At 64.4% G+C, this 25,584-nt stretch carries 16 protein-coding genes; 10 read left to right on the plus strand and 6 right to left on the minus strand.

Annotated elements, in window-relative coordinates:
* Positions 1-86 precede the first annotated feature (86 nt).
* Complete coding sequence (locus tag CFB45_RS32455; RefSeq protein WP_089429253.1) at positions 87-1,964, minus strand: cytochrome c biogenesis protein DipZ; 1,878 nt, start codon at positions 1,962-1,964, stop codon at positions 87-89.
* A 37-nt stretch (positions 1,965-2,001) separates the two neighbouring features.
* Positions 2,002-2,532: a peptide-methionine (R)-S-oxide reductase MsrB gene (gene msrB, locus CFB45_RS32460; protein WP_089429254.1), complete on the minus strand. Its 531-nt coding sequence runs from the start codon at positions 2,530-2,532 to the stop codon at positions 2,002-2,004.
* 972 nt (positions 2,533-3,504) lie between these two features.
* Here msrB and CFB45_RS32465 point away from each other — a divergent pair.
* From CFB45_RS32465 to CFB45_RS32475, 3 genes are read left to right on the plus strand one after another with little or no spacing between them, the layout of a single operon-like run.
* Positions 3,505-4,326 carry a type IV toxin-antitoxin system AbiEi family antitoxin domain-containing protein gene (locus tag CFB45_RS32465; RefSeq protein WP_089429255.1) on the plus strand — a complete coding sequence of 274 codons (822 nt, stop codon included), beginning with the start codon at positions 3,505-3,507 and terminating at the stop codon, positions 4,324-4,326.
* Entirely contained in the window at positions 4,310-5,266 is a 957-nt protein-coding gene (locus tag CFB45_RS32470; RefSeq protein ID WP_089429256.1) for a nucleotidyl transferase AbiEii/AbiGii toxin family protein, read from the plus strand. Before CFB45_RS32465 ends, CFB45_RS32470 begins: the two co-directional genes overlap by 17 nt.
* Before the next feature lie 45 nt (positions 5,267-5,311).
* On the plus strand, positions 5,312-11,893 hold the full coding sequence (locus tag CFB45_RS32475) for a hypothetical protein (RefSeq protein ID WP_089429257.1): 6,582 nt from the start codon (positions 5,312-5,314) through the stop codon (positions 11,891-11,893).
* 319 nt (positions 11,894-12,212) lie between these two features.
* Here CFB45_RS32475 and CFB45_RS39845 read toward each other — a convergent pair whose 3' ends face one another.
* Positions 12,213-13,262 (minus strand): IS3 family transposase, encoded by a 1,050-nt coding sequence (locus tag CFB45_RS39845; protein WP_089430074.1) that lies wholly within the window; start codon positions 13,260-13,262, stop codon positions 12,213-12,215.
* On the opposite strand from CFB45_RS39845, the gene CFB45_RS32485 reads away from it, so the two are divergent.
* From CFB45_RS32485 to CFB45_RS32505, 5 genes are all read left to right on the plus strand, one after another.
* Entirely contained in the window at positions 13,152-14,051 is a 900-nt protein-coding gene (locus tag CFB45_RS32485; RefSeq protein WP_089429258.1) for a LysR substrate-binding domain-containing protein, read from the plus strand. The genes CFB45_RS39845 and CFB45_RS32485 overlap by 111 nt on opposite strands.
* A gap of 156 nt (positions 14,052-14,207) precedes the next feature.
* Positions 14,208-14,957: an SDR family NAD(P)-dependent oxidoreductase gene (locus CFB45_RS32490; RefSeq protein WP_089429259.1), complete on the plus strand. Its 750-nt coding sequence runs from the start codon at positions 14,208-14,210 to the stop codon at positions 14,955-14,957.
* 74 nt (positions 14,958-15,031) lie between these two features.
* Positions 15,032-16,357, plus strand: a complete 1,326-nt coding sequence (locus tag CFB45_RS32495; RefSeq protein WP_089429260.1) for an MFS transporter — start codon at positions 15,032-15,034, stop codon at positions 16,355-16,357.
* A 40-nt stretch (positions 16,358-16,397) separates the two neighbouring features.
* On the plus strand, positions 16,398-17,243 hold the full coding sequence (locus CFB45_RS32500) for a transketolase (protein ID WP_089429261.1): 846 nt from the start codon (positions 16,398-16,400) through the stop codon (positions 17,241-17,243).
* On the plus strand, positions 17,240-18,238 hold the full coding sequence (locus CFB45_RS32505; RefSeq protein WP_089429262.1) for a transketolase family protein: 999 nt from the start codon (positions 17,240-17,242) through the stop codon (positions 18,236-18,238). Before CFB45_RS32500 ends, CFB45_RS32505 begins: the two co-directional genes overlap by 4 nt.
* Positions 18,239-18,518: 280 nt before the next feature.
* On the opposite strand, the gene CFB45_RS32510 is transcribed toward CFB45_RS32505, so the two are convergent.
* From CFB45_RS32510 to acnA, 3 genes are read right to left on the minus strand one after another with little or no spacing between them, the layout of a single operon-like run.
* Positions 18,519-19,253 carry an ABC transporter substrate-binding protein gene (locus tag CFB45_RS32510; RefSeq protein ID WP_089429263.1) on the minus strand — a complete coding sequence of 245 codons (735 nt, stop codon included), beginning with the start codon at positions 19,251-19,253 and terminating at the stop codon, positions 18,519-18,521.
* A gap of 44 nt (positions 19,254-19,297) precedes the next feature.
* Positions 19,298-20,191 carry a GntR family transcriptional regulator gene (locus CFB45_RS32515; RefSeq protein ID WP_089429264.1) on the minus strand — a complete coding sequence of 298 codons (894 nt, stop codon included), beginning with the start codon at positions 20,189-20,191 and terminating at the stop codon, positions 19,298-19,300.
* A 38-nt stretch (positions 20,192-20,229) separates the two neighbouring features.
* The gene (gene acnA / locus CFB45_RS32520; RefSeq protein ID WP_089429265.1) at positions 20,230-22,854 is read right to left on the minus strand and encodes an aconitate hydratase AcnA; all 2,625 of its coding nucleotides are present in this window, start codon (positions 22,852-22,854) and stop codon (positions 20,230-20,232) included.
* Positions 22,855-23,092: 238 nt separating this feature from the next.
* Between acnA and CFB45_RS32525 the strand changes: the two genes are divergently transcribed.
* The gene (locus CFB45_RS32525) at positions 23,093-24,154 is read left to right on the plus strand and encodes a lactonase family protein (RefSeq protein WP_089430075.1); all 1,062 of its coding nucleotides are present in this window, start codon (positions 23,093-23,095) and stop codon (positions 24,152-24,154) included.
* A gap of 53 nt (positions 24,155-24,207) precedes the next feature.
* Complete coding sequence (locus CFB45_RS32530) at positions 24,208-25,533, plus strand: MFS transporter (protein ID WP_089429266.1); 1,326 nt, start codon at positions 24,208-24,210, stop codon at positions 25,531-25,533.
* The last annotated feature ends 51 nt before the right edge of the window (positions 25,534-25,584 follow it).

The following is a 25,584-nucleotide window of genomic DNA, read 5'->3' on the forward strand; positions in this document are numbered from 1 at the left end:
GTGGTGTTCACGGTGTGCTCCTTCGAAAGGCGGTAGGGGAAGCGGGTGGCCCGGACGCGGCGCCGGTGCGCCGCGTCCTGCCGGGATCAGCCGAACGTGAACGCATACGCATTCACGCCGGAATCGAGAAACTCGATCGAGAACGTGCGGTCGGCGATCGCGCCGGGCTGCCGGACCAGCTGGTACAGGCGCTGCCCGGTCACCGTGCCGTAGCCTTGCGCATCGACGTCGCTGCCGTGCGCGGCACCGGGCGCCGCGCCGTCGAGCGTCACGCGAAAGCGCACCGGCTTGCCGTCGTCGCCGGGGCCGAGCACCAGGTGCAGGTCGCGTGCATGGAAGCGGTAGACGATGCGGCCGGCCGGCGCCGCGAGCGTCGCGCGTTCGGCGCCGACCTGCCACGTGCCGGCGAGGCCCCAGTCGTTGAGATCGGGCCGGGCCGGCTCGGCGTAGTGGTACGCCGCGTCGCGCACCACACCGCCCGGCGACATGAAAGCCTCGGCGCGCGCGTAGCCGACGTAGGTCTCCGGCGAGCGGACGTCCGCGCTGTCGGCCGCGGCGAGCGCCCCCTTCGCGGGCGCACCGGCGAGCCCGATCGGCACGTTCAGCGCTTCCGGATGGCCGGCCTCGGCGAGCAGCGACTGGATCGCGCGCTCCGATTCCGCGTATTCGCCTTCGCCGAAGTGGTGGCGGCGCACGCGCCCCTGCGCGTCGACGAAGTAGTGCGCGGGCCAGTATTCGTTGTTGAACGCGCGCCAGATCGTGAAGCGGTTGTCGATCGCGACCGGGAAGTCGATGCCGAGGTCGTGCACGGCCTTCTTCACGTTGCCGATGTCGCGCTCGAACGCGAACTCCGGCGCGTGCACGCCGATCACGACGAGCCCGTACGGCGCGTACTTGCGTGCCCACGCGGTCGTGTACGGCAGCGTGCGCAGGCAGTTGATGCACGAATACGTCCAGAAATCGACCAGCACGACCTTGCCGCGCAGGCTGGCCGCCGTCAGCGGCGGCGAGTTCAGCCACTGCACCGCGCCGTCGAGCGACGGCAGCGTGCCTTCGACGGGCAGCGCGGCAGCCGCATGCGTCGTATCCACCGCGCGCATCATCGCGCCGCCGGCGATCGCCCCGCCGTTGGCCTGGGTGCGATCGGCAGCCGCGGCCTTCATCGCGCCGCCGTTCGTGTTGTCGGCGGCGTTGCCGGTCGCGGCCATCGCCGCCGGTGCGCCCGGTGTGCCATTCGAACGCCCGCCGAGCCGGTCGACGAGCTTCGTCTCGAGCCCGCCCGTCGTGACGGTCGACAGCTGCGCGAGCGCACCGGTATCGAGGCCGAGCGCGATCGCGCCGACGCCGCCCAGCAGCGCCACGCCGATCCCGCGCTTGATCCATTCGCCGGCGCCGAGCGAGCGTTTCATCGCGGCGAAGACCTTGCCGCCGATCACGAGCGCGACGCCGAGCGACGTCGCCGCGCCGGCCGCATACGCGACCAGTAGCAGCGTCGTGCCGACGCTTGCGCCGCGCAATGCGGCGCCGGTCAGCACGAGCCCGAGGATCGGACCCGCGCACGGTGCCCACAGCAGGCCGGTGGCGACGCCGAGCAGCAGCGACGACAGCGGGCCGGCCGGGCGGCCGTCGCGCTGCGCGAAGCCGGTGAGCCGGTTGCCGGCGGCAACGAGCGGGCGCGTCAGGTGTTCCGCGAGGCGCGGCATCAGCAGCGTCAGGCCGAATACCGCGAGCAGCACGATGGCGACCCAGCGGCCGGCCTGGTTGGCCTGCGCGACCCAGCCGCCGCCGACGGCCGCGAGCGTCGCGACGACGGCGAACGTGAGCGCCATGCCGACGAGCAGCGGCAGGCCGCTGCGGACGAACGGCTGGTCGGCGCGCGCGAACACGAACGGCAGCACGGGCAGGATGCACGGGCTCAGGATCGTGAGCACGCCGCCGAGGTAGGCAAGGACGATGAGCAGCATGGTGCGTTCTCCAGTCGGTCGGAAGTTCGGGGCCGGATCAGGCGGCGGCGGGGTGGAAGGTGAGCGCGAGGCCGTTCATGCAGTAGCGCAGGCCGGTCGGTTGCGGGCCGTCGTCGAACACGTGGCCGAGATGGCCGCCGCAGCGGCGGCAGTGCACTTCGGTGCGGATCATCCCGAACGATGCGTCGGTGTTCGTGGCGACCGCGTGGTCGAGCGGCTTCCAGAAGCTTGGCCAGCCCGTATGGCTGTCGAACTTGGTGGCCGACGAGAACAGCGCGAGGGCGCAGCCGGCGCACGCGAACGTGCCTTGCCGGTGCTCGTCGTTCAGCGGGCTGGTGTACGGCCGCTCGGTGCCGGCTTCGCGCAGGACCGAGTACTGGGCGGGCGTGAGCCGGCGATGCCATTCGGCGTCGCTGAGGGTGACTTCAAAAGGGGCGGCCGTCTGCGGGGTGGCCGGCGATGCGGCGAACGCACGGCCGACCAGCGCGCGGCGGCCGACGGACGACAGCGTCGCGAGCACGGCGAGGCCGGTGGCGCCGGCGAACAGCAGATGTCTGCGGGTGGGCATGATGGGCTCCTGGCGGCATGTCCTGAAAACATGCGCCCATCGTAGTCAGCGGCCGGTGTCGAAGTCCTCACGGAAAGTTAAATGAATTGTGAAGGTTGGGATGGCGTGGGGTGTGCTGGAATCCGTCGAAGCTCTAATGGGCAAGGGCCTTTGAGCGGGTGAGCCGCCGATATTTACCGAGTACCGGTTCGCGCCGCGATTTTTAGTGTTCGTAGAGTTGCGCGGTGAATCCGGACTTTGGCTTGCCGATCAAATCGGACTGGGGAATGAACGTTGTTTGACTGCGGTCGCGAATCACACCGAGCGTCTGATACGCATTGATAGACGGGATGAGTTTGCAAGCTAGCGCGACCGACGTGTGGTGCGCGTGTGGGCGCGACAGCTTGACAGTTTCTACGTAGAAACTTCAGGGGGCGAGTTAGGACGTGCGCGGTTGCCCAGTGAAAGAGGGGCACGATGCGCTCCGCCGAAGTGGCCCATGTCGAGGCAGGATCCGGCGGAATGAAAGGGAACATAGTAAGGGCTATGTTCCCCTTCATTTTGGGACATCGTGCCAAAGCTCTACGCTCGGGGTGCTTCTGTATGCTTGGCGCGGGCGCCGAGGGCTTGGAGGTTCTTCCGATCCGGGTGGGACCGCCGGAGAGGCGGCTTTGTCTCAAACGGTGCTGAATCTCTATTGCAAGTGCCTACATTTAGCGTGGCGAAAGGCGAGGGCATCGCCAGACAGATTGCTTAATTCTCTCCGCGGTGCGGAGAGAATTAAGGGTTTGAGCGCTCGGTAGTAGGTAAGTCACGGACATATCGATTTGTCGTCGATCTCGACGCTGCAAAGATCAGAAGAGGGACCTCCGGATTTCCTTGTACCGGGCGGTTTGCTCATCGCAGAAAAAGATCACCAAGAGTGATCTTTTTTATTCAAATTCAAACCACCCTGCCTTGGCAGAAGTTTCAAGAAGGTGTATTTTGTTCACTATGAGTGAACAAAATCATGGAAAATTAAACCTTCTGCTAGCTGAGCTGGGTGATACGAGCTTGGTGTCGAGCCGCTGGCTGCGGGTTCACGGCTACTCCAATAGCCTCGTCGCGCGCTACGTGAGCAGCGGTTGGCTGGTGTCGCCGGCACGCGGCGTCTACATGCGCAAGAGTGGGCGCCTACAGTGGGAGGGCGTGGTTCGCAGCCTGCAGGTTGGGGAGGGTATGCCGCTGCACGTCGGAGGTCGTTTTGCACTCAGCCTTGAGGGGCACGAGCACTATCTACGTCTGGGCGATGCCGGCACGATCACCCTGTATGGGGCGGAGCGGCCACCCGCTTGGATTGGCAAACTGCCTCTGACGCAGTGTTTCGAGTATCTGGGGAAGGGGCCGTTCGATTGGCCGCCCATGCCGTTCGAGGTGGAGGCGTCCGCGACAATGCTGTCCGAACAGGGCCTGGCGTGGCATCAGGCCGCACCCGGTGCCGATGCCTTGGTTTGTTCCATGCCGGAGCGGGCCATGCTGGAGCTGTGCGATGACGCCTCTGACGCTGCCTTGATCTACGAGGTGGATGCGCTGATGCAGGCTATGACCACACTGCGGCCGCAGCGGGTCGGCGTATTACTGCGCCATTGCCGAAGCATCAAAGCCAAGCGGCTGTTCCTGGCGTTGGCCGAGCGCCATCGGCATGCATGGCTACCGCACGTGCCGCGGGATGGTATCGATCTGGGTCGGGGAAAGCGCGCGCTGGTGCCTGGCGGCCGCTTGCATCCGGTCTACCAGATCACCTTGCCGGGAGACCTCGATGAACACCTGGCTTGATCACTGGGATCGGCGCTATACCGACCGCGTACGGCTGCTGGTCGAGATTCTGCCGGCGCTGGCGCAAGAGCCGCGCTTCGCGCTCAAAGGCGGTACGGCGATCAACCTATTCGAGCACGACCTGCCCCGGTTGTCTGTGGACATTGATCTGGCCTGGTTGCCGGTGCATGACTATGCCGAGGACGCAAGGCTCATCGCTGAAGCGCTTGGGCGGCTGGCTGATGTGCTGCGCGCCCGGCCTCTGCAACTGCAGGTGCAATTGTCGGCAGGCGAGGGCGCAGGCGTCACGCGACTGGTGGCCAGTCGCGGTCGTGCGCGCGTGCAGATCGAGACGACGCCGGTGATGCGCGGCACGGTGCATCCCGCGCGGAACATGGTGGTGCGCCCGAGGGTCGAGGAGGCATTTGGCTTTGCTTCGGTGCAGGTGCTGCACTTCGCCGACCTTTATGCCGGCAAGCTGGCTGCGGCATTGTCGAGACAGCATCCGCGCGACCTTTTCGATGTCGGCTTGTTGCTGGAAGACGAGCGGGCGGATCAGGCGCTCTGGCGAACCTTTCTTGTCTACCTAACCTGCAGCCCCAAGCCTGCGTGGGAAATGCTGGCGCCCCGCGTGCCTGCGGATTTCGCCGCGACCTTTGAAGCGCACTTCAGGGGGATGACGGCAGAGCCTGTCGAAGCCCAGGTCCTGCTGGACATCCATGAGCGCCTGCTGGCGCGTGTTGCCGGGTGGCTGGATGAGCCATCGTGCGCATTTCTGCGATCAGTGGAGGGTGAACGGCCGGACTTCGATCTGATCGGACTCCCGCACGCGGTCGGGTTGCCAGCCGTGCGACGCAAATTGCTCAACCTGGCCCAGCGCAGCGACGCCAAGCGTGCGGCGGATCGAGGTTTGTTGGAAGAAACGCTGACGCGGATCGTCGGCGCTAGATCGTCACGTTGAGACCAAAACGACGCGACCACTTAAACCATATGAATCAGGCTCATCATGGGTGTTGAGGACGAAACAGGCGCAGTGTCGACAGAAATCGATAAAGTTCGAGCATCCAAGGCGGGCCATGCTTTTCATGAAGCGTGGGCCGCACGCACGGCCCTCGAACTCCTGCCGCCGTCGACCGACCTTGTCGCTATCACGCTCGAAGGTTTTGATGAGCAGGACGAGCAGGGTTTGGGAACCGGTGCGATCGAGATTGCGGATCTGGTCAGGTACCACGGCGCCGCCGACGTTGCCCGCGCACATCGCGTTACAGTCGTTCAGTTCAAGTATTCGATCGCAAGCGCTGAAAAGGCAGTTCGGGCCGCTGACTTGGCGTCAACACTCGCCAAGTTTGCCGCGACCGATACAGAGCTTCGGGCGAAGCATGGGGATGGCCATGTTATTGCCGTTGTCCGGTATGAATTTGCCACGAACAGGCCCATTCACGAGAACCTCGGGAAGGCGATCTTAGCGATCATCGCGGGTACTCACGAAACCGGTGATGCAGGCCGCCAGGCAGACCAGATCGCGGAAGCCATGAAAGAGTACCCTCATTCCTTCGCTGATCTGCTGCGGCGATTGGACCTAGTTGGCAGGAAGGGGAGCTTGATCGAGGCGGAGCGCGCGATTTCAGCGACGCTCGCCGCATGGAGCGAGCCTGGCGATCCGGATGCGGAGAAGCGCTTGCTCAAGCTGCGGAATCTCATCAGGATCAAGGCCGGCCCCGGCAGTGAGACGGACAAACGCGTTGATCGCGTGACGGTCCTGGCCGAGCTCGAAGTGGAACACGAGGATCGTCTGTATCCCACACCCGACGCGTTTCCCGACGTTGAGGTCGTCATTCGGCGCGACGCCCTTGATGACATGGCAATCCTTGCACGCGAAGCGGGTTTTCCTCTCATCGTCCATGCTGCAGGCGGGATGGGGAAGACAGTCTTGATGCAAGGTCTCGCCGATCGATTGAGAACGGATGGCCCCGTCGTGCTTTTCGATGGTTTTGGCGCCGGTCGCTGGCGAGATCCAGCTGACGGTCGGCACCTTCCGGAAAGGACGCTGGTCCACCTTGCCAATCTTATGGCCGGGCAAGGTCTGTGCGACATCTTGTTACCCGTGGCGGACGTTACGGGCCTGCTGAAGGCATTTCGTCGACGGCTTGCCCAATCGGTGGAGACTGCTCGGCGAACGCGCAGCGATGCATGTGTTTCACTGTTGCTCGATGCGATCGATCATGCTGGGCTTGCCGCACAGGAAACCGCGACATCGTCATTTGCCCACCTCGTCTTGCGCAGTATCAGCGTCGATCCGATCGATGGCGTGCGCGTCATCGCATCGTGCCGGACGGAGCGGCTGGCGTTGGCAATCGGCGATAGTTCGCATCGTTCTTTCGCAGTTCCGTTGTTCACCGACACGGAGGTACGCACCCTAGTCGAGCGCCGCGTGCCGGACGCCTCGACCGCCGAGATCGGCGCTTTGCTGACGCGATCAGGGCGCAACCCACGTTGCCTTGACAACCTGATCACGAACGGGCGGCCGTTTGATCCGGTGATGTTTCCTGATGCCTCGACGGAGCCGCAGGATCTGCTTGACGTACTGCTTCGCCAACGTCTCACCCAAGCGCGTGAAACGGCACGCGCTCGCGGTGCCAGTGATGTGGACATCGATCTCTTGCTCTCGGGCATCGCCTTGCTGGTGCCCCCGGTTCCCATTGAAGAACTTGCCGCTGTGCATGGCCTGATCTCGGAGCAGGTCGAGAGTTTTGCGGCCGATCTTGCGCCCTTGCTTGAGCGAACACAGCACGGCCTGATGTTTCGCGATGAACCGACCGAGACCTTGATCCGATCAGCCTACGGTGTGAGTCAAGTGGGTCGTTATCGCGTTATTGCTGCCCTGCAGGAGCGCCAACTCACCTCAAATTATGCGGCCCGCGCGCTTCCGACGTTGCTCATCTCGCTACGTGACGCCGATCAGCTCATTCAACTGGCATACGATTTGCGCGTACCGCGAGGTGCTTCACAAGTCAGTGCGCGGGATATCCGTCTATCGCGGATTACTGCCGCGATAGCGCTGGCGGGACAGCTTAACCGGCGCGACGACCTTTTGCGCCTGTTGCTGGAGGCGTCGATCGTTGCCGCCGGGCATGAGCGATCCGATCGCTTCCTATACGAGTATCCCGACCTCGCTGCGGTCGTGGGTGACCCCGAGGCGCTGCGGCGGCTTTCCGCGACCCATATTGGCTGGCCAGGGGGAAAACATGCCGTTCTTGCACTTGCGAACGCCTTTGCTGGCGACCGAGATGAGGCACGTCGCCATGCTCGACGATCAATCGATTGGCACAATTGGGCCGCGCAGACCAAACACCACGCGCGTTTTAACGAATCGACCGTCTCACGGGAGTGGGACGATATTGGCTTCGCCTATGTCGAGATGCTGGCGGGTAATGACGTGCGCGTCGCCGAGTTCTTCGCTCGCCGAGATGACGGTGCAGCCTTCGCAAAGTTTCAGGACTTATTCGATCTTCTGGACCGACATCAACATTCGGCACATCCGCCTAAAACGCGCGTTGCGACACGGTTGCTGCGTTGCCGGCTGACATCTCGAGCGCTCTATGCGGCCGCACTCCCATTCGTCGGTCGTAACCCATCGCACGCCAAGATGCTTGTCACGGCGCTTGCCGCCGCACCGGCTGCCGTGTGTAAGAACGAAGGCATGGCGATGGCCAGCGTGTTGGCATCGGCACAGGCGATCGAGCTTGGCTTGGAGGAAGAGGCAGCAGCCATTCTAGCCGGCACTATGCTCAAGCCTCCGACCATCTATAACTACTCAAGTCACCATCCGATTGCCCCCACCATTCATGTAACCGTGCTGGCCGCCGGTGTTCGAGCTGCTTTGAGCCGGAAGCACGTCGCCTTGATCGACTTGGCGCCGACTGAATTTATTGAGTTGGTATCCGCAGGTGCGCGGTCGCGGGGTAGTGCGGCCTTCGTCCGGGCGCTCAACCAGAAGTTGGCGGCTCCGGCGCTCGATGGAACTCGGCACCGCCGACGCAGGCGTCATGGCCTCGATGAGGAAAGGCGGTCGGAGTATTCGCGTGCGCTTGGCAATCGGATCTTGCCGTTGCTGAACTACGCGCAGGATGTTGCCGACATCATTCGCTCGCCGAGTGGAAAGGCGCGGAGCGAAAGCGTGACCATGGCGTTTGACCGACTTGTTCGTGATGTTGAGCAGTCGTCCAACTATCCGTATCGCGATGGGAAAGCATATCTCGCACGGATCGGTTTCCGAGTGATTTTCGATCTCGTCGATGCGTTAGGTGCGCTTGACGACACGCTTGCAAAGCGCATGGTCGAATGGGCAGCGAGTGCCCCGGGCCTGTTCACGCCAGACCTTACCTATACTGTCGCCCCACTGTCCCGCGTCGTCGAATGTCACGATGCCGCGCTCCTCCTTGCTGGCCATATCGAGCGCACGATCCAGCTCGATACGCATGTGGGGGCCAGGGTCTCGTCCTACGGCGAACTCGCTCGCGCCGTCTGGCGAGTCAGCACTGAAGAGGCCGCAGCCTATTTCCGCCGGGCGCTCGACCTTACGGAGGCCATCGGATCAGATGATTTCGATCGCACCAACCACTTGCTCGAACTGACGGGCCACTATGCCGGTCCCGAACTTTCGCCCGCGGCGGCGCACACGCTGGCGCGCATCCTCGAATTGAATCAGAACGAGGACGGCAAATTCCCTTGGACCGAATATGCCCAAACAATGGTGCGGATTACGGGTCGGGCGACGTTGGCGATACTGGCCCGGCTGGACGATCGTGATGCGGCTCGGCTTGGACTTACACTCGGCCCCGCGTTAACTGTCCTTGTTCGTGATTCGAAGCTTTCAGTTGAAGCCGCTGCCGCGCTGTTTGGCTTAGCTGCTCCAATCGAAACGTGGACGTGGCGTATCTCGAACTTCGCGTTACAGGTCGTTGGCCACCTACCGCAAGAGCAACGGGAATGGTTCTTCGATCTGCTTCTGGTCGAAATGGATCGCGACGGTCAATTGTCTCCCACCAGAGTGACGATCGAAGGATTGCATGACCTTGCTGAGCGAACGCTGCCAGCCGTATCTCGAGCTCGAACACGAATCGATGGCCTGTTCGCTCGCCTTGGGCCCAAATCCGAATCGCGAACGGTCATCTCGCCGTCGGTCGCGGCCGAGCCACTTGCTATGTTCCCGGTGGATCTTACGGACCCGGACGATATCGACCGTCGGATACTCGAGGAGGAGATTGACCTGTCGGGACGACGCTGGCCCGTTCGGACACTGATCGATTTGGCCAAACAAGCAAACTCTCCCGCCAACCGCCTCGGGTTCGTCCGCGCGGTTGTTGAAGCAACGGCAGCCACGCTTGCCGACAAAATCGGCGCGCTGGAAGATTACCTGGAGGCGTGGGGCAGTTCGTCGGCGGCGATGCGCGATGCCCTGCCTGATTTGGGGCTGCGCCTGGCGACCAAGCATGCTGCCGAGCTCGCCAGTTCAAGCCCCGACGCATGGGGGAACTGGCAGGGCCTGGAGCACTATTTCCATGCCGATCGCACAATCCTTGTCGAGCACGTCGTCGCCGCGCTCCGGGGCGCGGCGGATAGCCTCGGCGGTCATGCTTGGCTTGCGCTTGCCGCGAGGCTGGCGCCGGATGTCAGTGCCGGTGCGATGGCTGAGGGCCTTGAACGGTTTCTGGCGAATACAGCCGAAAAGCTGCCGCCCGAAGTCGGGGACGGGCCGTGGGATGCGCGATTTGCGGTTCCTGCCGACGAGGCGGCATGCGTAGCGGGACTTGTGTGGGCTAGGCTTGGTCATCCCGTTGCAGCCATGCGCTGGCGCGCTGCCCATGCGGTGAGGCGCTTGGCGGCGGCCGGACGTTTCGATGTGGTCGAGAAACTAATCGAGCGCTTTGAGACCGCCCGGAACTCGCCTTTCGGCGATGCCAAGCTGCCTTTCTATGTCATGCATGCGCAGCTCTGGCTGTTAATAGCCCTTGCTCGCATCGCGAAAGACGCCGCTCCCGGCTTAGTTCCCCATCTTGCGTTCTTCGAGCAAATCGCCATGTCCGCTGATTTTCCGCACGTCGTCATGCGTGCGTTCGCGATAGACATACTTCGTGAGCTTGCGTCGTCTCTGGCAACCGAACAGCGCGAAGCGGTTATCGCCAAACTTGCCTCGGCAAACCAGTCGCCGTATCCCCATGCTCCCCGAAACGACTATCGCGAACTCCGCTACGTCTCGAGGCCCGACGCCTCGCCACAACCAGAGGACGGCTTTCACCTCGACTATGACTTCAACAAATACCATGTCGAGCGCTTGTGCCATGTATTCGGCTGCCCGGGCTGGGAGGTGGAAGACCGCATCGGCACATGGGTGCGGCGATGGGACGCCAACGTTCGAGCGATGCACGATTGCCCACGCAGCGGTAGCGATGACGAATCGTGGTCGTCGGGATATGTCCCTGACCGTGATCGGTACGGCGGATATCTTGGCTGGCATGCCCTCATGCTTGTTGCCGGTGAGCTGCTGGCGACGCGGACGGTTGTCGGCGAGGATTGGCGCGGCGATGCTTGGGCCGCCTTCCTCGGCGAATACACGCTCTCACGAGGCGACGGCCTCTGGCTTGCTGATCTTACAGATCTGTTTCCGCTCAACCTTACCAAGGAAGCAGACATGCCTATGCCGGAGAGCGGCGAGAGCGGGACCGCTCTTGAGGATGGCGATCTGCTGGCACCGTTATTGGGTCTAGCGGACGGCAAGGTTGCGACGGATTGGCTTCCCGTTGCGGGCCGTTGGTCGATCGGGCGCGAGACCACTGTCACACTTCAAAGCGTACTGGCGAATGCCAGCGATGCGCGGGCAGTCGTTATGACGTTGCTTTCTGAAAAAGCCTTCTTTCGATGGTTGCCCGACGATGAAGATGAGGTTGCCCGCAAGTTTGGCCGTGATGGCCATACGGTTCGGGCATGGGTTGACGAGACACCAAACGCCGAGCGCCAGCTCGATCGGCACGATCCCTACGGGGCCGCCACCGCACTCGATAGGCCTTTCCCATCGGACTGGACGCGAGACCTATTGGGGATCGTCGCGGATGATGGGGGGATTCGCCGTTGGTCAATCGGCGGGAAAGCCGCGTATCGCGCGGAAGCGTGGGGGGCGGAGGGTGGACGGGGGGAGTACGCGTGGAGCGAGACCGGGTCCCGCTTGTTCGTCAGCCGTGACGCATTGCTTTCACTGCTCAAGATGTCAGAACGTCGTCTTGTCGTCGCGATCAAGCTCCAGAAATATCACAAAGGAAAATCGAGTGGGCGTATCGGAGACACCAGCGCCTTCACGAACCGATCGCTGCTGGCGGTTGTCGATGACCGCGGCAAGATTTGGTTGCCGAGACGTATTTCTCGACAAGCCAAAGCGGCTCTTGCGACGATCGATCCCGATCGACGGCGCGACGTCTATCCGCGGTTTCGTGCGATCGCCGGTCTACCTGATGAGTGGTCATGTGAGCGCAACGATCTACCGAATTATGAGGAGTTGTATCGGGAGTTTCTTGATAGCAAGTCGGACGAATAAGGCCATGACAGCCCCCGGCTTTAGCTTGATGCCGTTCGCGCCGGGCGGTCTTTTGCAGATTGAAACGTGGGCTGGCGACGTCGGTGCAGAGTGCGCTTGAGCGTTTAGATCCACGCATCCTCTAGCGCTCGACAGACGGTGCGGGACCAACAGGAACCTTATCACTACGCTCCGATTGCCCGCTCAAACTAAGGTTTCGCACAACCGCCTGTTATCACGCCAGCGCGATTCTGAGGCAGCACGGCTTATCATTGGGACGCGCGGGCTTGTATCATCGCTTGGAACGTATCACGTCCACCTTTTAGTGCTTTTTAGTGTTCTAACTGGGGTAGGGAGCGTTTCGTCTTAGGAGCCACAGCGGAACGCCTTGCTGGCATTCCCTCGTGGCACAGACACGATGCAGAGTTAAATGAATTGTGATGGTTGAGGATGTTTCGCGGGGGTGCGGTGGAATCAGTCGAAGTGCCGGATGGCACGGGTTGTCGAGCGGGTGAGGTGCTGATGTTTCCGAGTATCTGTTCGCGCCGTGATTTTTAGTGTTCGTTGTGTTCCTCGAGCGACGCGGCGAATCCGGCCCTTGGCTTGCCGATCGAATCGGATTGGGACATCGTCCTCGTTGTCGCAACTGCTTGAGCACACGCGCCACGCGTACACCCGTTAGAGAGAAGTCGACTTCGATGTGCGGGCACTCGCGGTTCCACGCGTCGATGATCGTCAACATGCGTATGTGTCGGCCATACACCAGCGCGTCAGCAACAAAGTCCATCGCCCAGCTTTCGTCTGCTCCGTTGGGCGTCGGCATGACCACGCGGAGATGCCTCGGGCGTTTCTTTCGACGCTTCAGGCGAAGAGATAGGCCTTCTGCGCGGTACAGCCGCTCAGTGCGCTTGTGGTTCTGGACCAGGCCCTCTCGACATAGCAAGACATGAAGGCGGGGTGAGCCAAACCGTGGCCGCTCCTGTGCCAGCTCGCGCAGCCGTTGCCGCACTTCGTGGCCCGGTATGCGTGTGGACGCGAAAGTTTGACCGTTTCCACGTAGAAACTTCATGGGCTGAGTTAGGACGTGCGCGGTTGTGCAGTGAAAGAGGGCGCGATGCGCTCCTCGCAACGGAGGACAACTTGGTTTTGGTCCACGGCGAACGGAGGCCCGCCGGCGCCCTGGAATTGACGCGTAATATATTGGACTGGCTTTGCCTGGATGATCGCCCGGGCGCGATATCGCTTTGCCGGCGTTCTGCAAATTTCCCAAGATTCCAACATGCGTATCCCGCCGCTCAAGGCCATCATCGCGTTCGAAAGCGTCGCCCGGACCAAAAGCGTCAACCGCGCGGCGGAAGAACTCGGCCTGACCGCGTCCGCCGTCAGTCATCAGCTCAGCAACCTCGAATCGCAGATCGGTCAGCCGCTGTTTCAGCGCTCGGGGCGCGGCCTCGTCCTCACGCCGACCGGCGAACGCTATTTGGCCGACGTCACCGGCTCGTTGGCCGACCTCAGCCGCGCGACCGAGCGCGCGTCGAGCCGCACCGAAGTCGATATCCTGCGCGTGCATTCGAGCCCGAGCTTCGGATTGATGTGGCTGCTGCCGCGGCTGTCGTCGTTTCAGGAGGCGAACGGCGATATCCAGCTGAACCTCGCGTGCTCCTACGAAAACGTGTCGTTCTCGAACGGCTTCTACGATATCGACGTCCGGCACGGCTACGGCAACTGGGACAACCTCGAGGTCCGGACCGTGCGCGGCGAGTTCATCGCGCCGCTCGCGTCGCCGCGCTATCTCGAGCGGCATCCGGTGAACGCGCCGGAAGACCTGCTCGCGCACCGGCTGATCTATTCCGAAACGCCGCTGGTCCAGTGGAAGCAGTGGTTCGGCCGGACCGGCGTGCCGCTCGCGGCCCAGAAGACCTTCGATTTTTCGTTCGACCGTTCGTACATGTCGCTCGAAACCGCCGCGCTCGGCCTCGGCATCGCGCTCGAAAGCCTGATGCTCGCGTCAGTGAAGATCCGCGAAGGGCTGCTGGTGCCGGTGTTCGGCTCGGAACATGCGGTCGAAGTCGGCGCGCATCATCTCGTTTACCCGCGGCAGAACGCTGAATTGCCGCGCGTGAAGCGCTTCCTTGCCTGGATCGAGCGAGAAGTCGCGGGTCATCAGCAAACGGGTTGACCGGGCCGTTCGGCCGCGCCCCGGGATATTGCGCTGCAGCACCGGCCGCGCGCCGTCATCTGAATTTTTCTCAACCATGGCTGAGCGTTTCCGCGTTGATGCGGGTGTCAGGGGAGCCGACACTCCATGCACACATCAACACACAGGAGACGACCGATGTTGCTCGCCCAGAAGACCATCATCTTGACCGGCGCCGCGTCGCCGCGCGGTATCGGCAAGGCCACCGCCCGGGCACTGGCCGCCCACGGCGCACGCGTGGCGATCCTCGACCTTCGTCGGGAAGACGCAGAGGCGGCTGCCGCCGAACTCGGGCGCGACCATCTCGGCGTGGCCTGCGACGTGACCGACCGCGACGCATGCGTGGCCGCAGCCCGTGCGACGCTGGAACGCTATGGCCGCATCGACGGCCTCGTCAACAACGCCGGCATCACGCAACCCGTGCGCACGCTGGATATCTCGGCGCGCGACTTCGATGCGATCGTCGACGTGAACCTGCGCGGCACGCTGTACATGTCGCAAGCCGTTCTGCCGGCGATGAAGGAGCAGCGCGGCGGCAGCATCGTGTGCATGTCGTCGGTGTCCGCGCAGCGCGGCGGCGGCATCTTCGGCGGGCCGCATTACAGCGCCGCGAAGGCCGGGGTGCTTGGGCTCGCGAAGGCGATGGCGCGTGAATTCGGCGGTGACCACATCCGCATCAATTCGATCACGCCGGGCCTGATCCAGACCGACATCACCGGCGACAAACTGACGCCCGACATGCGCGCGGACATCATCAAGGGCATTCCGCTCGGCCGCCTCGGCGAAGCCGACGATGTCGCCCATGCATGCCTGTTCCTGCTGAGCGACCTGTCGAGCTATCTGACGGGCATCACGCTCGACGTCAACGGCGGGATGCTGATCCACTGAAAACGGCGCCGCGATACGTGTGGCGCCGCCCATCATGCACCCGGGACAACCCGGGGCCGTGGCAGGAGACAAACATGAGAGCAAAGTACCCCGCACCGCCGGTTCACGGCGAGATGCTGCAACAGGGCGATGTACGGACGTTCGAAGCGGCCACCTATGCGAAGGTCGCGCGCCGGCTAATCCCGTTCCTGATGTTGTGCTACTTCGGGGCCTATCTCGACCGGGTCAACGTCGGATTCGCGAAACTGCAGATGCTCAACGACCTGCGGTTCAGCGAGACCGTGTACGGGATGGGCGCAGGCATCTTTTTCCTTGGCTACTTTCTGTTCGAAGTGCCGAGCAACCTGATCCTGCATCGGGTCGGGGCGCGCCGCTGGCTCGCGCGCATCATGCTGACGTGGGCCGTGATATCCGCGAGCTTCGTGTTCGTGAAGTCGCCCACCGCGTTCTACGCGCTGCGGTTTCTGCTCGGTGTCGCCGAAGCGGGCTTCGCGCCGGGCGTGATCCTGTATCTCACGTACTGGTTCCCGTCGGCGCGTCGCGCGAAGGCGCTGTCGCTGTTCTTCATGGCGATTCCGCTCGCCGGGATCATCGGCGGGCCGCTGTCGGGCGCGATCATGCATTCGCTGCACGGCGCGATGTCGATGGCCGGCTGGAAGTGGCTGTTCCTGCTCGAGGCGCTGCCTTCGTTCGTGCTGGGCTTCGCGATCCTGCTGTATCTCGATGACGGCATCGCCGGCGCGAAATGGCTGACCGATGCCGAAAAAGCCTTGCTCGCGCGCAACGTATCGGCCGATGCCGCGCACACGACCGCTCACCTGTCGATTCGCGCATTCGTCGCCGATCGCCGGCTCTGGCTGATGGCCGCGATCTATTTCTGCGTCGTGCTCGGGCAGTACGGCCTGACGTTCTGGCTGCCCACGATCATTCGCAAGGCCGGTGTCGCCGATCCGCTGTGGGTCGGGCTGTTCACCGCGATTCCGTATGCGTGCGCGATCGTCGCATTGCCGCTGATCGGCATGAGCGCCGACCGCCGCCGCGAGCGCCGTTTCCATCTCGCGGTGCCGATGCTGGTCGCGGCGGCGGGCTTCGCGACGTTGCCGATGCTGGGCAGCGTCGGCGCATCGATCGTGTGCCTGAGCATCGCGTCGGCCGGCATTCTCGCGTCGTCGTCGCAGTTCTGGTCGCTGCCGACGGCGCTGCTCGGCGGGATGTCGGCCGCCGCGGGCATCGCCGCGGTCAACTGCTTCGCGAACCTCGCGGGATTCTTCTCGCCGGCGATCGTCGGCTGGCTGAACGACCTGACCGGCAGGTCCACCGCCGGGCTGCTCTTCATCTCCGTTGCGATCACGTTCGGCGCGCTGCTGGTGTTCCTCGTGCCGCGATCCGTGAACCGCTGATTCGACCTGCATACCTTCTGATCCAATACTGGAGTAATCGATGGATACCGAAACGATCCATGAAGCGGTCACGCTCGCCGAGCGCGCGTACCGCATCCGCAGGAACGCCGTGCTGATGGGCGAAGTCCAGGGGCAGGGCTACGTCGGCCAGGCGCTCGACATCGCCGACGTGCTGGCCGTCGCGTACTTCGGCGCGATGCGCTATCGCCCGGACGACCCCGAGTGGGAAGGGCGCGACCGCTTCCTGCTGTCGAACGGGCACTATGCGATCGCGCTGTACGCCGCGTTGTTCGAAGCCGGCATCCTGCCGGCCGACGAACTCGAAACCTACGGCAGCGACGATAGCCGTTTGCCGATGTCCGGGATGGCGAGCTACACGCCGGGGATGGAGATGTCCGGCGGCTCGCTCGGGCACGGGCTGACGATTGCGGTCGGTCGTTGCCTCGGTCTGAAGCGCAAAGGCTCGGACGCATTCGTCTATACCCTGTTCTCGGACGGCGAACTGGACGAAGGCGCGATCTGGGAAGGGCTGATGTCGGCCGCGCACTGGAAGCTCGACAACCTGATCGCGATCGTCGACGTGAACAACCAGCAGGCCGATGGCCCGTCGACACAGATCATGGCGTTCGAACCGCTGGTCGACAAGCTCGAGGCATTCGGCTGGTACACGCAACGCGTGGACGGAAACGACATCGATGCGGTGAAGCGCGCGTTCGACCTTGCACGCGAACATGACGCACCGCAGCCGCGCATCATCGTCTGCGACACGAAGATGGGGCGCGGCGTACCGTTCCTCGAAGCACGCGAGAAGAGCCATTTCATTCGCGTCGATGCGCACGAGTGGAAGCTCGCGCTCGACGCACTCGAAGCAGGGAGACACGCATGAGCACCGTCGACAACAAGCCGCGCCTGAAGACTTCCGCGATGATCGCGTCCATCGCGGCCGATGGGCAGGTGACCCGCGCCGCGCCGTTCGGCCATGCGCTGACCGAACTCGCACGCACGAACGCCAACGTGATCGGCATGACGGCCGATCTCGGCAAGTACACCGACCTGCACATCTTCGCGAAGGCATTTCCCGAGCGTTACTACCAGATGGGGATGGCCGAGCAGCTGCTGATGGGTGCGGCCGCCGGATTCGCGCACGAAGGGGCGCAGCCGTTCGTCACGACCTATGCGGTGTTCGCGACGCGCCGCGCATACGACTTCATCCATCAGGCGATCGCCGAGGACAATCTCGACGTGAAGCTGATCTGCGCACTGCCGGGGCTTACGACCGGCTACGGACCGAGCCACCAGGCGGCCGAGGATCTGGCGTTGATGCGCGCGATGCCGAACATGACCGTGATCGATCCGTGCGACGCGCTGGACATCGAACAGATGGTGCCGGCCATCGCCGCGCACAAGGGGCCGGTATATGCACGCCTGCTGCGCGGCAATGTGCCGGCCGTGCTCGACGAATACGATTACCGTTTCGAGCTCGGCAAGGCGAAGCTGCTGCGCGACGGCAACGACGTGCTGCTGATCTCGTCCGGGATCATGACGATGCGTTCGCTCGAGGTCGCGAAGGCGCTCGAGGCCGATCGCGTCGATGTCGCGGTGCTGCACGTACCGACGATCAAGCCGCTCGATACGGCGACGATCGTCCGCGAGGCGGCGCGCAAAGGGCGCATGGTGATCGTCGCCGAAAATCATACGGTGATCGGCGGGCTCGGCGAAGCGGTCGCGACCGCGCTGCTGGCGGCCGGCGTTGTCGTGCCGTTCCGGCAGATCGGGTTGCCCGATGCGTATCTCGCCGCGGGTGCGCTGCCGACGCTGCACGATCGTTACGGGATCTCGGCCGGCGCGATGCGGGCGAATATCCGGTCGTGGGCCGGGTGACGGATTGAAGCCGGGGTATGCCGGGAGAACGTTACATAGTGCGACGGTCCTATTGTGACCGCTTCCTGGCGCTACTGGCTGCTTGCTACAGCCTCCCCGGCAAGCAAACGGTTTGCTGGGGAGCATTGCCAAGATCGAATATTGACGACCTGAATGGGTTAGCGGTAACGGCCTTTTTCTGGTCCGCGGTGGCTCTGCACCCCGTTAAAGCGACGCGCCGCTGCACACGACGGTTGCTGCCTGAGGATCTCGCTTGCATCCGCGCTCAACAGGAAGCCCGTCAGCGCAGGGGTGCCACCGAAGCCCCTGTGATTCGGTGTCGACGGAGCGAATCCGCGACGAAGCCCGACACCTTCATCTCCTCGACGAACTGGTAGAGAAGCGCAGCGGCCGCTTCGCCGCGGCTCTTCGGCACGCCCATCGCCTGGCGGATCACCATGAAGCGCTCGTCGAGCAGGCGCAGGCCGGGCGTCTTCGCCGCATCGGCTTCGAGCTGCTGCTTCACGCCGGCCGCGACTTCGAGCTGCTGTTCGACGAACGTCGGCACGACGGCCGGCGATGTCGGCGCGCGCACGATCTGCGCGGCCTTCAGTTCGCGCGTGAGGAACAGGTCATATGCGCTGCCCTTGCCAACCGCCACCCGGTTGTGCGGCTGGTCGACATCCGCGTTGCCGCGGATCGGCGAATCGTCGCGCACGAGATAGAAGCCTTCGATCAGCACGTACGGTTCGGTGAACGCGACCGTCTCGCCGCGCAGCGGATCGACCGCGAAGAAGCCGAAATCGGCGCGCTCTTCGGTCAGCGCCTGCACGGACTTGCCGGCGGCGTCGAACACGACGAGCTCCAGCTCGGCGGACAGCCGCTCAGCGAACGCGCGTGCGAGGTCGATCGACACGCCGAACGGCTCGCCCGTGGCCGGGTCGCGGTTCGCAAGGATCGGGTTGCCGAGATTGATCGACGCGCGCAGCTTGCCGGTCGGGGTGAACGCGGAGAGGACGGAAGGGTCGACGGTCATGAAAGGGCTCGTTTGGGAATCGGATGCGCCGCTCGCACGCGCGCTCAAGGTTTGAGAATGGCGCTGATGCGCGACAGCGCATCGAGCGTATGCAACAGGTGTTGACGCAGTTCTTCCGACGCCTCTTCATTGCGCTCGCGCTCGAGCAGCTCGAGCACGTGAAGATGCTGCTTCGCATGTTCGACGTAGCGCTCGCGATCCTGCATCGAGCGGTACGACAGCAGGCGGCGCACGCGATTCACGCGCCGGATCGTGTCGATGAAGAAACTGTTGCCCGATGCTTCGACGAGTGATTCGTGGAACCGCACGCCGCGATCGTGCAGTTGATCGGCGGTATCGGTCTCGATGCCGCCGGCGAGCAGGTGTTTCTCGACTTCGCGGCACCGTTCCAGCACCTTCGGTTCGAGCCGGTAGCCGGGTTCGAGCAGTGCGGCTGGTTCGAGCGCAAGGCGCAGCCGGTACGATTTCAACAAGCTGTCGGGCGTCGTGAGCATCGGCGAGAACTGCCAGCCGTAGCCCGGCTTGCGCTCGGCCCAGCCTTCTTGCGCGATACGCCCGAGCACGGCCGTGAGCTGCGCGTTCGTCAGCCCGTAGCGGGTGCGGATCAGCTGCTCGGAAAATTCGTCGGGCAGCTCGCCCTTCAGGCGATCGTCCGCGATCCGGAAATACACGCTCGTGATCACGTCGGCTTCGCCGAGACCGAGTTCGTCGACGACGTCCGACAGCGGCTCGATCACGGGCTTCGCGACGAAGAAGCCGCGATTGCGCTCGCGCGTCAGGATGCCTTTCTCGTGCAGCAGCGCGAGCGCCTCGTTGACGGGTGAACGGGATACGCGCAGGCGGTCGGCCAGCATCTGCGCGGGCAGGTGCGCGCCGACGGCGAGTCCTTCCGTCTTGATCAATTCGACAATCTGGGTCGCGATGGAGCGGTCGATCATGTGAGTGAGCATTCGGGGCGCCGCGGGCGGCTTCGGTCTCAAGCCTCCTGCGTCGTCAAGTTCTTCTGCAATATCAGCGGAATGACGCCGCCTGAGCGCAGCAGCTCGCATTCGAGACGGGTCTCGACCGCGGCCGTCGCGTCGACGGGCTCGACGCGACCGTCGGCGCGCACGATGCGCACGGGCACCGTGCAGCGCGGCGACAGCGCATCGGCCGGCGCGTCGACCTCGAGCTTATCACCTGGCCGGAGGTCCAGCGTGTCCGGGTGGATGCCCGCCGCGAAGCGCAGCGGCAGGATGCCCATCCCGATCAGGTTCGAGCGGTGGATGCGCTCGAAGCTTGCCGCCAGCACCGCGCGGATGCCGAGCAGCCGCTGGCCTTTCGCGGCCCAGTCGCGCGACGATCCGGTGCCGTAGCGCTCGCCGGCGACGAGCACGACCGGATTGCCTTCCTCTCGGTAGCGCGCGGCTGCCTCGAAGATCGGCAACACGTCGCCGCTCGGCACGTGCAGCGTATGCGCGACCGGCATGCCGTCGCGCAGCCGGTTGACGAGGGTCCGGTTGTAGAACGCGGCCCGCATCATCACTTCCCAGTTGCCGCGCCGCGATGCGAACACGTTCAGGTCATCGCGATCGTCGCCGCGCGACACGAGGAAATCCGCGACGAAGCTGTCCTTCGGGATCGCGCTGGCGGGCGAGATGTGATCGGTCGTCACGTCGTCGCCGAGCACCAGCAGCGGATAGGCGCTGTACGTGCCGAGCTGGCTGCGCTGCGACGCCGACGCGAACGGCGGCCGGCGCAGCGCGGTCGAGGCCGGATCCCACGGGAACTGCGCGCTGTCGGGCGCGTCGAGGTCGTGCCAGGCCGGGTTCGCACTGGCGTGCGCGAAGGCGCGCGGGTAGTCGTGCGGATCGGCGGCGGCCGCCGTCAGTTCGGCGATGGCTTCGCGTGTCGGCCACAGGTCGTGCAGGTACACGGGCCGGCCGTCGGCCGTGTGCTGGAGCGGGTCGCGACTCACGTCGATTTCGGCGTCGCCGGCCAGCGCGAACGCGATCACGAGCGGCGGCGACATGATGAAGCCGAGGTCGAGATCCGGGTGGATGCGCCCCGGGAAGTTGCGGTTGCCTGACAGCATCGCGACCGGCCGGATCGACGCGTCGGCGAGCGCCGCGCGGATCGGCTCGGTCAACGGCCCGGAGTTGCCGATGCAGGTCGTGCAGCCGTACCCGACGATATCGAAACCGACCGCCGACAGGTCGTCGACGAGCCCGGCCCGTTCGAGGTAGGCGGCCGCCGCGGGCGAACCGGGGCCGAGCGACGTCTTGACCCATGCCGGCACCTTCAGCCCGAGCGCACGCGCGTTGCGCGCGACGAGGCCGGCTGCGATCAGCAGCGCAGGATCGGACGTGTTCGTGCAGCTCGTGATCGCGGCGATCGCGACCGGATGCTTCGGCATCGACCGATGCGGATGCGCGGGATGGAACGCGAGCGGTGCGAGCGCGGCGGCCGTCTGCGAATGATCGAGCAGGTCCTGCGGGCGGCGCGGCCCGGCGACGTGCATGCCGATCGACGCGAGGTCGAGGTCGATCGTGCGCGTGTAGCGCGGCTCGGCATCCGGATCGAACCACAGGCCGGCTTGTCGCGTGAACGCTTCGACGAGCCGGATCGCCGATTCGGATCGGTGGGTCGCGCACAGGTAGTCGAGCGTGTTGCCGTCGACCGGGAAGAAGCCGGTCGTCGCGCCATACTCGGGCGCCATGTTCGCGACGACCGCGCGCTCGCCGGCACCGAGCGTCGCGACGCCCGGGCCGAAGAACTCGACGAACTCACCCGATACGCCGATTGCACGCAGCCGCTGCGTGACGGTCAGCGCGAGATCGGTCGCCAGCACGCCCGCGCGCAACGCGCCGGTCAGCCGTACGCCGATCACGTCGGGAATGCGCTGCATCACGGGCATCCCGAACATCACCGTCTGCGCCTCCAGGCCGCCTACGCCCCAGCCGAGCACGCCGATGCCGTTGATCATCGGCGTGTGGCTGTCGGTGCCGATCAGCGTGTCGGGCACGGCCCAGCGCTCGCCGTCGCGCTCGAGCGTCGTGACCACTGTCGCCAGTTGCTCGAGGTTGATCGTATGCATGATCCCCGTGCCCGGCGGATGGATGCGCACGCCCGTCAGCGACTTCGATGCCCAGCGCAGGAACCGGTAGCGCTCCGCGTTGCGGCGCAGCTCGCGCTGCAAGTTCAGCGGCGCGGCGTCCGGCCGCGCGAAATATTCGACGGCCAGCGAGTGGTCGACCGACGAATCGACCGGGAGCACCGGGTTCAGCGACGCCGGATCCGCGCCGGCTTCGGCGAGCGCGTCGCGCATCCCGGCGATATCGACGAGCGCCGGCGTGCTGGTGGTGTCGTGCATCAGCACGCGGTTCGGCTGGAACGCGATCTCGGCCTCGCTGGTCGCGCGGCGCGTCCATTCGACGATGGCGTCGACCGCCTGCTGCCGCTCGTCGCCATCGGTATTGCGGATCACGTTCTCGAGCAGCAGACGCAGCACGACGGGCAGTTCGCGCAACGTGGCGCCGAACCGGCCGGGAAGGTCGACGAAGCGAAACGTCGCGCCATCGACTGTCAACCGGGCTTCCGAGGGGGAGTTGGTGTTTTCCATGACTGTATTTTTGCACTTTAACAAGTAAAAATGCAATCTAGTGCTAACCCGACATACAACAATTCAGGAGACGACCGTGACGAAAACAGGCAACGACCCGGACGAAAACGGTCCGGATCCGATGCGTCGCCGCGTGATGGGGCACACGGCGGCGCTCGGCGCGCTCGCGCTCCTCGGCGCGGCCGCCGGGCCGGTTTCTGCAGACGAATCACACAAGGCTTTGAAAGGAAAAACACCCATGTTTGCTTATGTCGGATCGCGCACCACGCGCGAACGAAACGCCCGCGGCGACGGGATCAGCGTCTATCGCGTCGATACCGGAACGGGGGCGCTCGAGCGCGTGCAGCTCGTCAAGGATCTGGTGAATCCGTCGTTCCTTGCGTTGAGCGCGAATGGCGAACACCTGTACACGGTCCACGGCGACCTGAGCGACATCAGCGCATTCAAGGTCGACAAGACGACCGGCCAGCTCACGTTCCTGAACCGCCAGAGCACGCAGGGCAAGAACCCCGTGCATCTCGCGATCGACCCGACCGGCCGCTACGTGGTCGTGTCGAACCACATCGGCGCGAGCCTGGCGGTGCTGCCGATCGCGGTCGACGGGACGCTGCAGGAGGTCGCGCAGCTCGTTCCGCTCGAAGGCCCGATCGGCCCGCATCGCATCGAGCAGAAGCAGGCGAAGCCGCACTTCAACCCGTTCGACCCGACCGGGCAATTCGTGATCGTGCCGGACAAGGGGCTCGACCGCGTGTTCTCGTTCCGGTTCAAGGACGGGCGGCTCGCGCCGGCCGATCCGGCGTTCGTCGTCACGCGCGAGACGGCCGGCCCGCGTCACGTCGCGTTTCATCCGAACGGCGCGCTCGCGTATGTCGTCAACGAACTCGACTCGACCGTCACGACCTATCGGTACACGTCGTCGAACGGTGCGCTGACGCCCGTGCAGATCGTGTCGTCGCTGCCGGACACGTACACCGGCAACAGCCGCGCGTCGGAGATCGAGGTCGATCCGGCCGGGCGCTTCGTCTACGCATCGAACCGCGGCGACGACAGCATCGCCGTGTTCCGCATCGACCCGGCCAGCGGCCATCTCGCGTTCGTCGCGGCCGAACCGGCCGGCGGCCGCACGCCGCGCTTCATGACCGGCACGCCGGACGGCCGCTTCATGTACGCGCTGAACGAAGACAGCGACAGCATCGTCGCGTTCGCGATCGATGCCGCGACGGGCCGCCTCAAGCCGACCGGCTTCTCGGTCGCGTCGGGCAGCCCCGTGTGCATGGTGTTTTCCGGACACCGCGCGTAATCCTTCCCGCCCCATCAGGAGACAGCCGGCGGCAGGTCCGCCGGTGCACATTCATGAATCAAGCAACCCCTATCGACGAACGCGCGCTGGTGCGCAAGATCGCGTGGCGCATCATCCCGTTCGTGTTCGTCCTCTACATCATTTCGTATCTCGACCGCGCGAACATCGGCTATGCCGCGTTGCAGATGAACAAGGAGCTCGCGCTGTCGAGCGAGGCGTTCGGCTTCGCGTCGGGCATCTTCTTCATCGGGTATTTCCTGTTCGAAGTGCCCAGCAACGTGATGCTCAACAAGTTCGGCGCACGCGTATGGATCGCGCGGATCCTGGTGACGTGGGGCGTCGTGTCGGTGATCTCCGCATTCGTGCAGGACGCGACGCAGCTCTACGTGCTGCGGTTCCTGCTCGGCGTGGCGGAAGCGGGCTTCTTCCCCGGGATCATCGTGTACCTGACCTACTGGTTCCGTGCGAAGGAACTCGCGACGACCGTCGCGCTGTTTACGGCCGCGATCCCGGTGTCGTACATCATCGGCGCGCCGCTTTCGACGTGGATCATGGATCACGTCCACTGGTTCCAGTGGAGTGGCTGGCGCTGGATGCTCGTGCTCGAAGGCGCGCCCGCGCTGGTCGGCGGGATCCTGTGCTTCCTGTACCTGACGGACCGCCCGGGCGACGCGAAGTGGCTCACGCCCGCGGAGCGCGCGTGGCTGCTGAACGAACTCGACAACGACCGCAAGGCGCGGCCGCGTGCGCAGCATCTCGGTTCGCTGAAGACGATGACGAACCCGAAGGTGTTGTACCTGTCGTTCATCTACTTCGTGTATCAGTGCGGCAGCCTCGGCGTCGGGTACTGGATGCCGCAGATCATCAAGGGCTTCTCGTCGAGGCTCTCGCATACCGAGATCGGGCTCATCGCGACGGTGCCCTACGTGGTTGCGACGATCGCGATGGTCATGTGGTCGCGTCGTTCGGACCGGCGCAGCGAACGACGCCTGCATTCGGCGATTCCGCTGGCGGTGGCCGCCGCGGCGCTGCTCGGCGCGGGCCTGTCGACGAACCCGTACGTGTCGATCGCGATGATCAGCCTGAGCCTCGCGGGCCTGTACGCGTTCAAGTCGCCGTTCTGGGCGCTGCCGACGCTGTTTCTTAGCCGCTCGACCGCGGCCGTGTCGATCGCGGTGATCAACTCGATCGGCAACCTCGGCGGCTTCGTCGGGCCGTTCATGATCGGCTTCGTCAAGGGAACGGGGCAGAGCGCGACCCCTGGGCTGCTGTTTCTCGCGGCGCTGCTCGTCGTGTCGTTCCTGATGACGTTCTTCATTCGCGTTCACGAACAGCCGGCCGCCGACACGCCGTCGAACGTGGTGAACCAGACCCATTGACACGATGAAGCGCAATCCGGCGACGAGCCGGAACATATAACCGAAGGAGGA

This window comes from Burkholderia sp. HI2500, from assembly GCF_002223055.1.
In the GTDB taxonomy this organism is placed as follows: domain Bacteria; phylum Pseudomonadota; class Gammaproteobacteria; order Burkholderiales; family Burkholderiaceae; genus Burkholderia.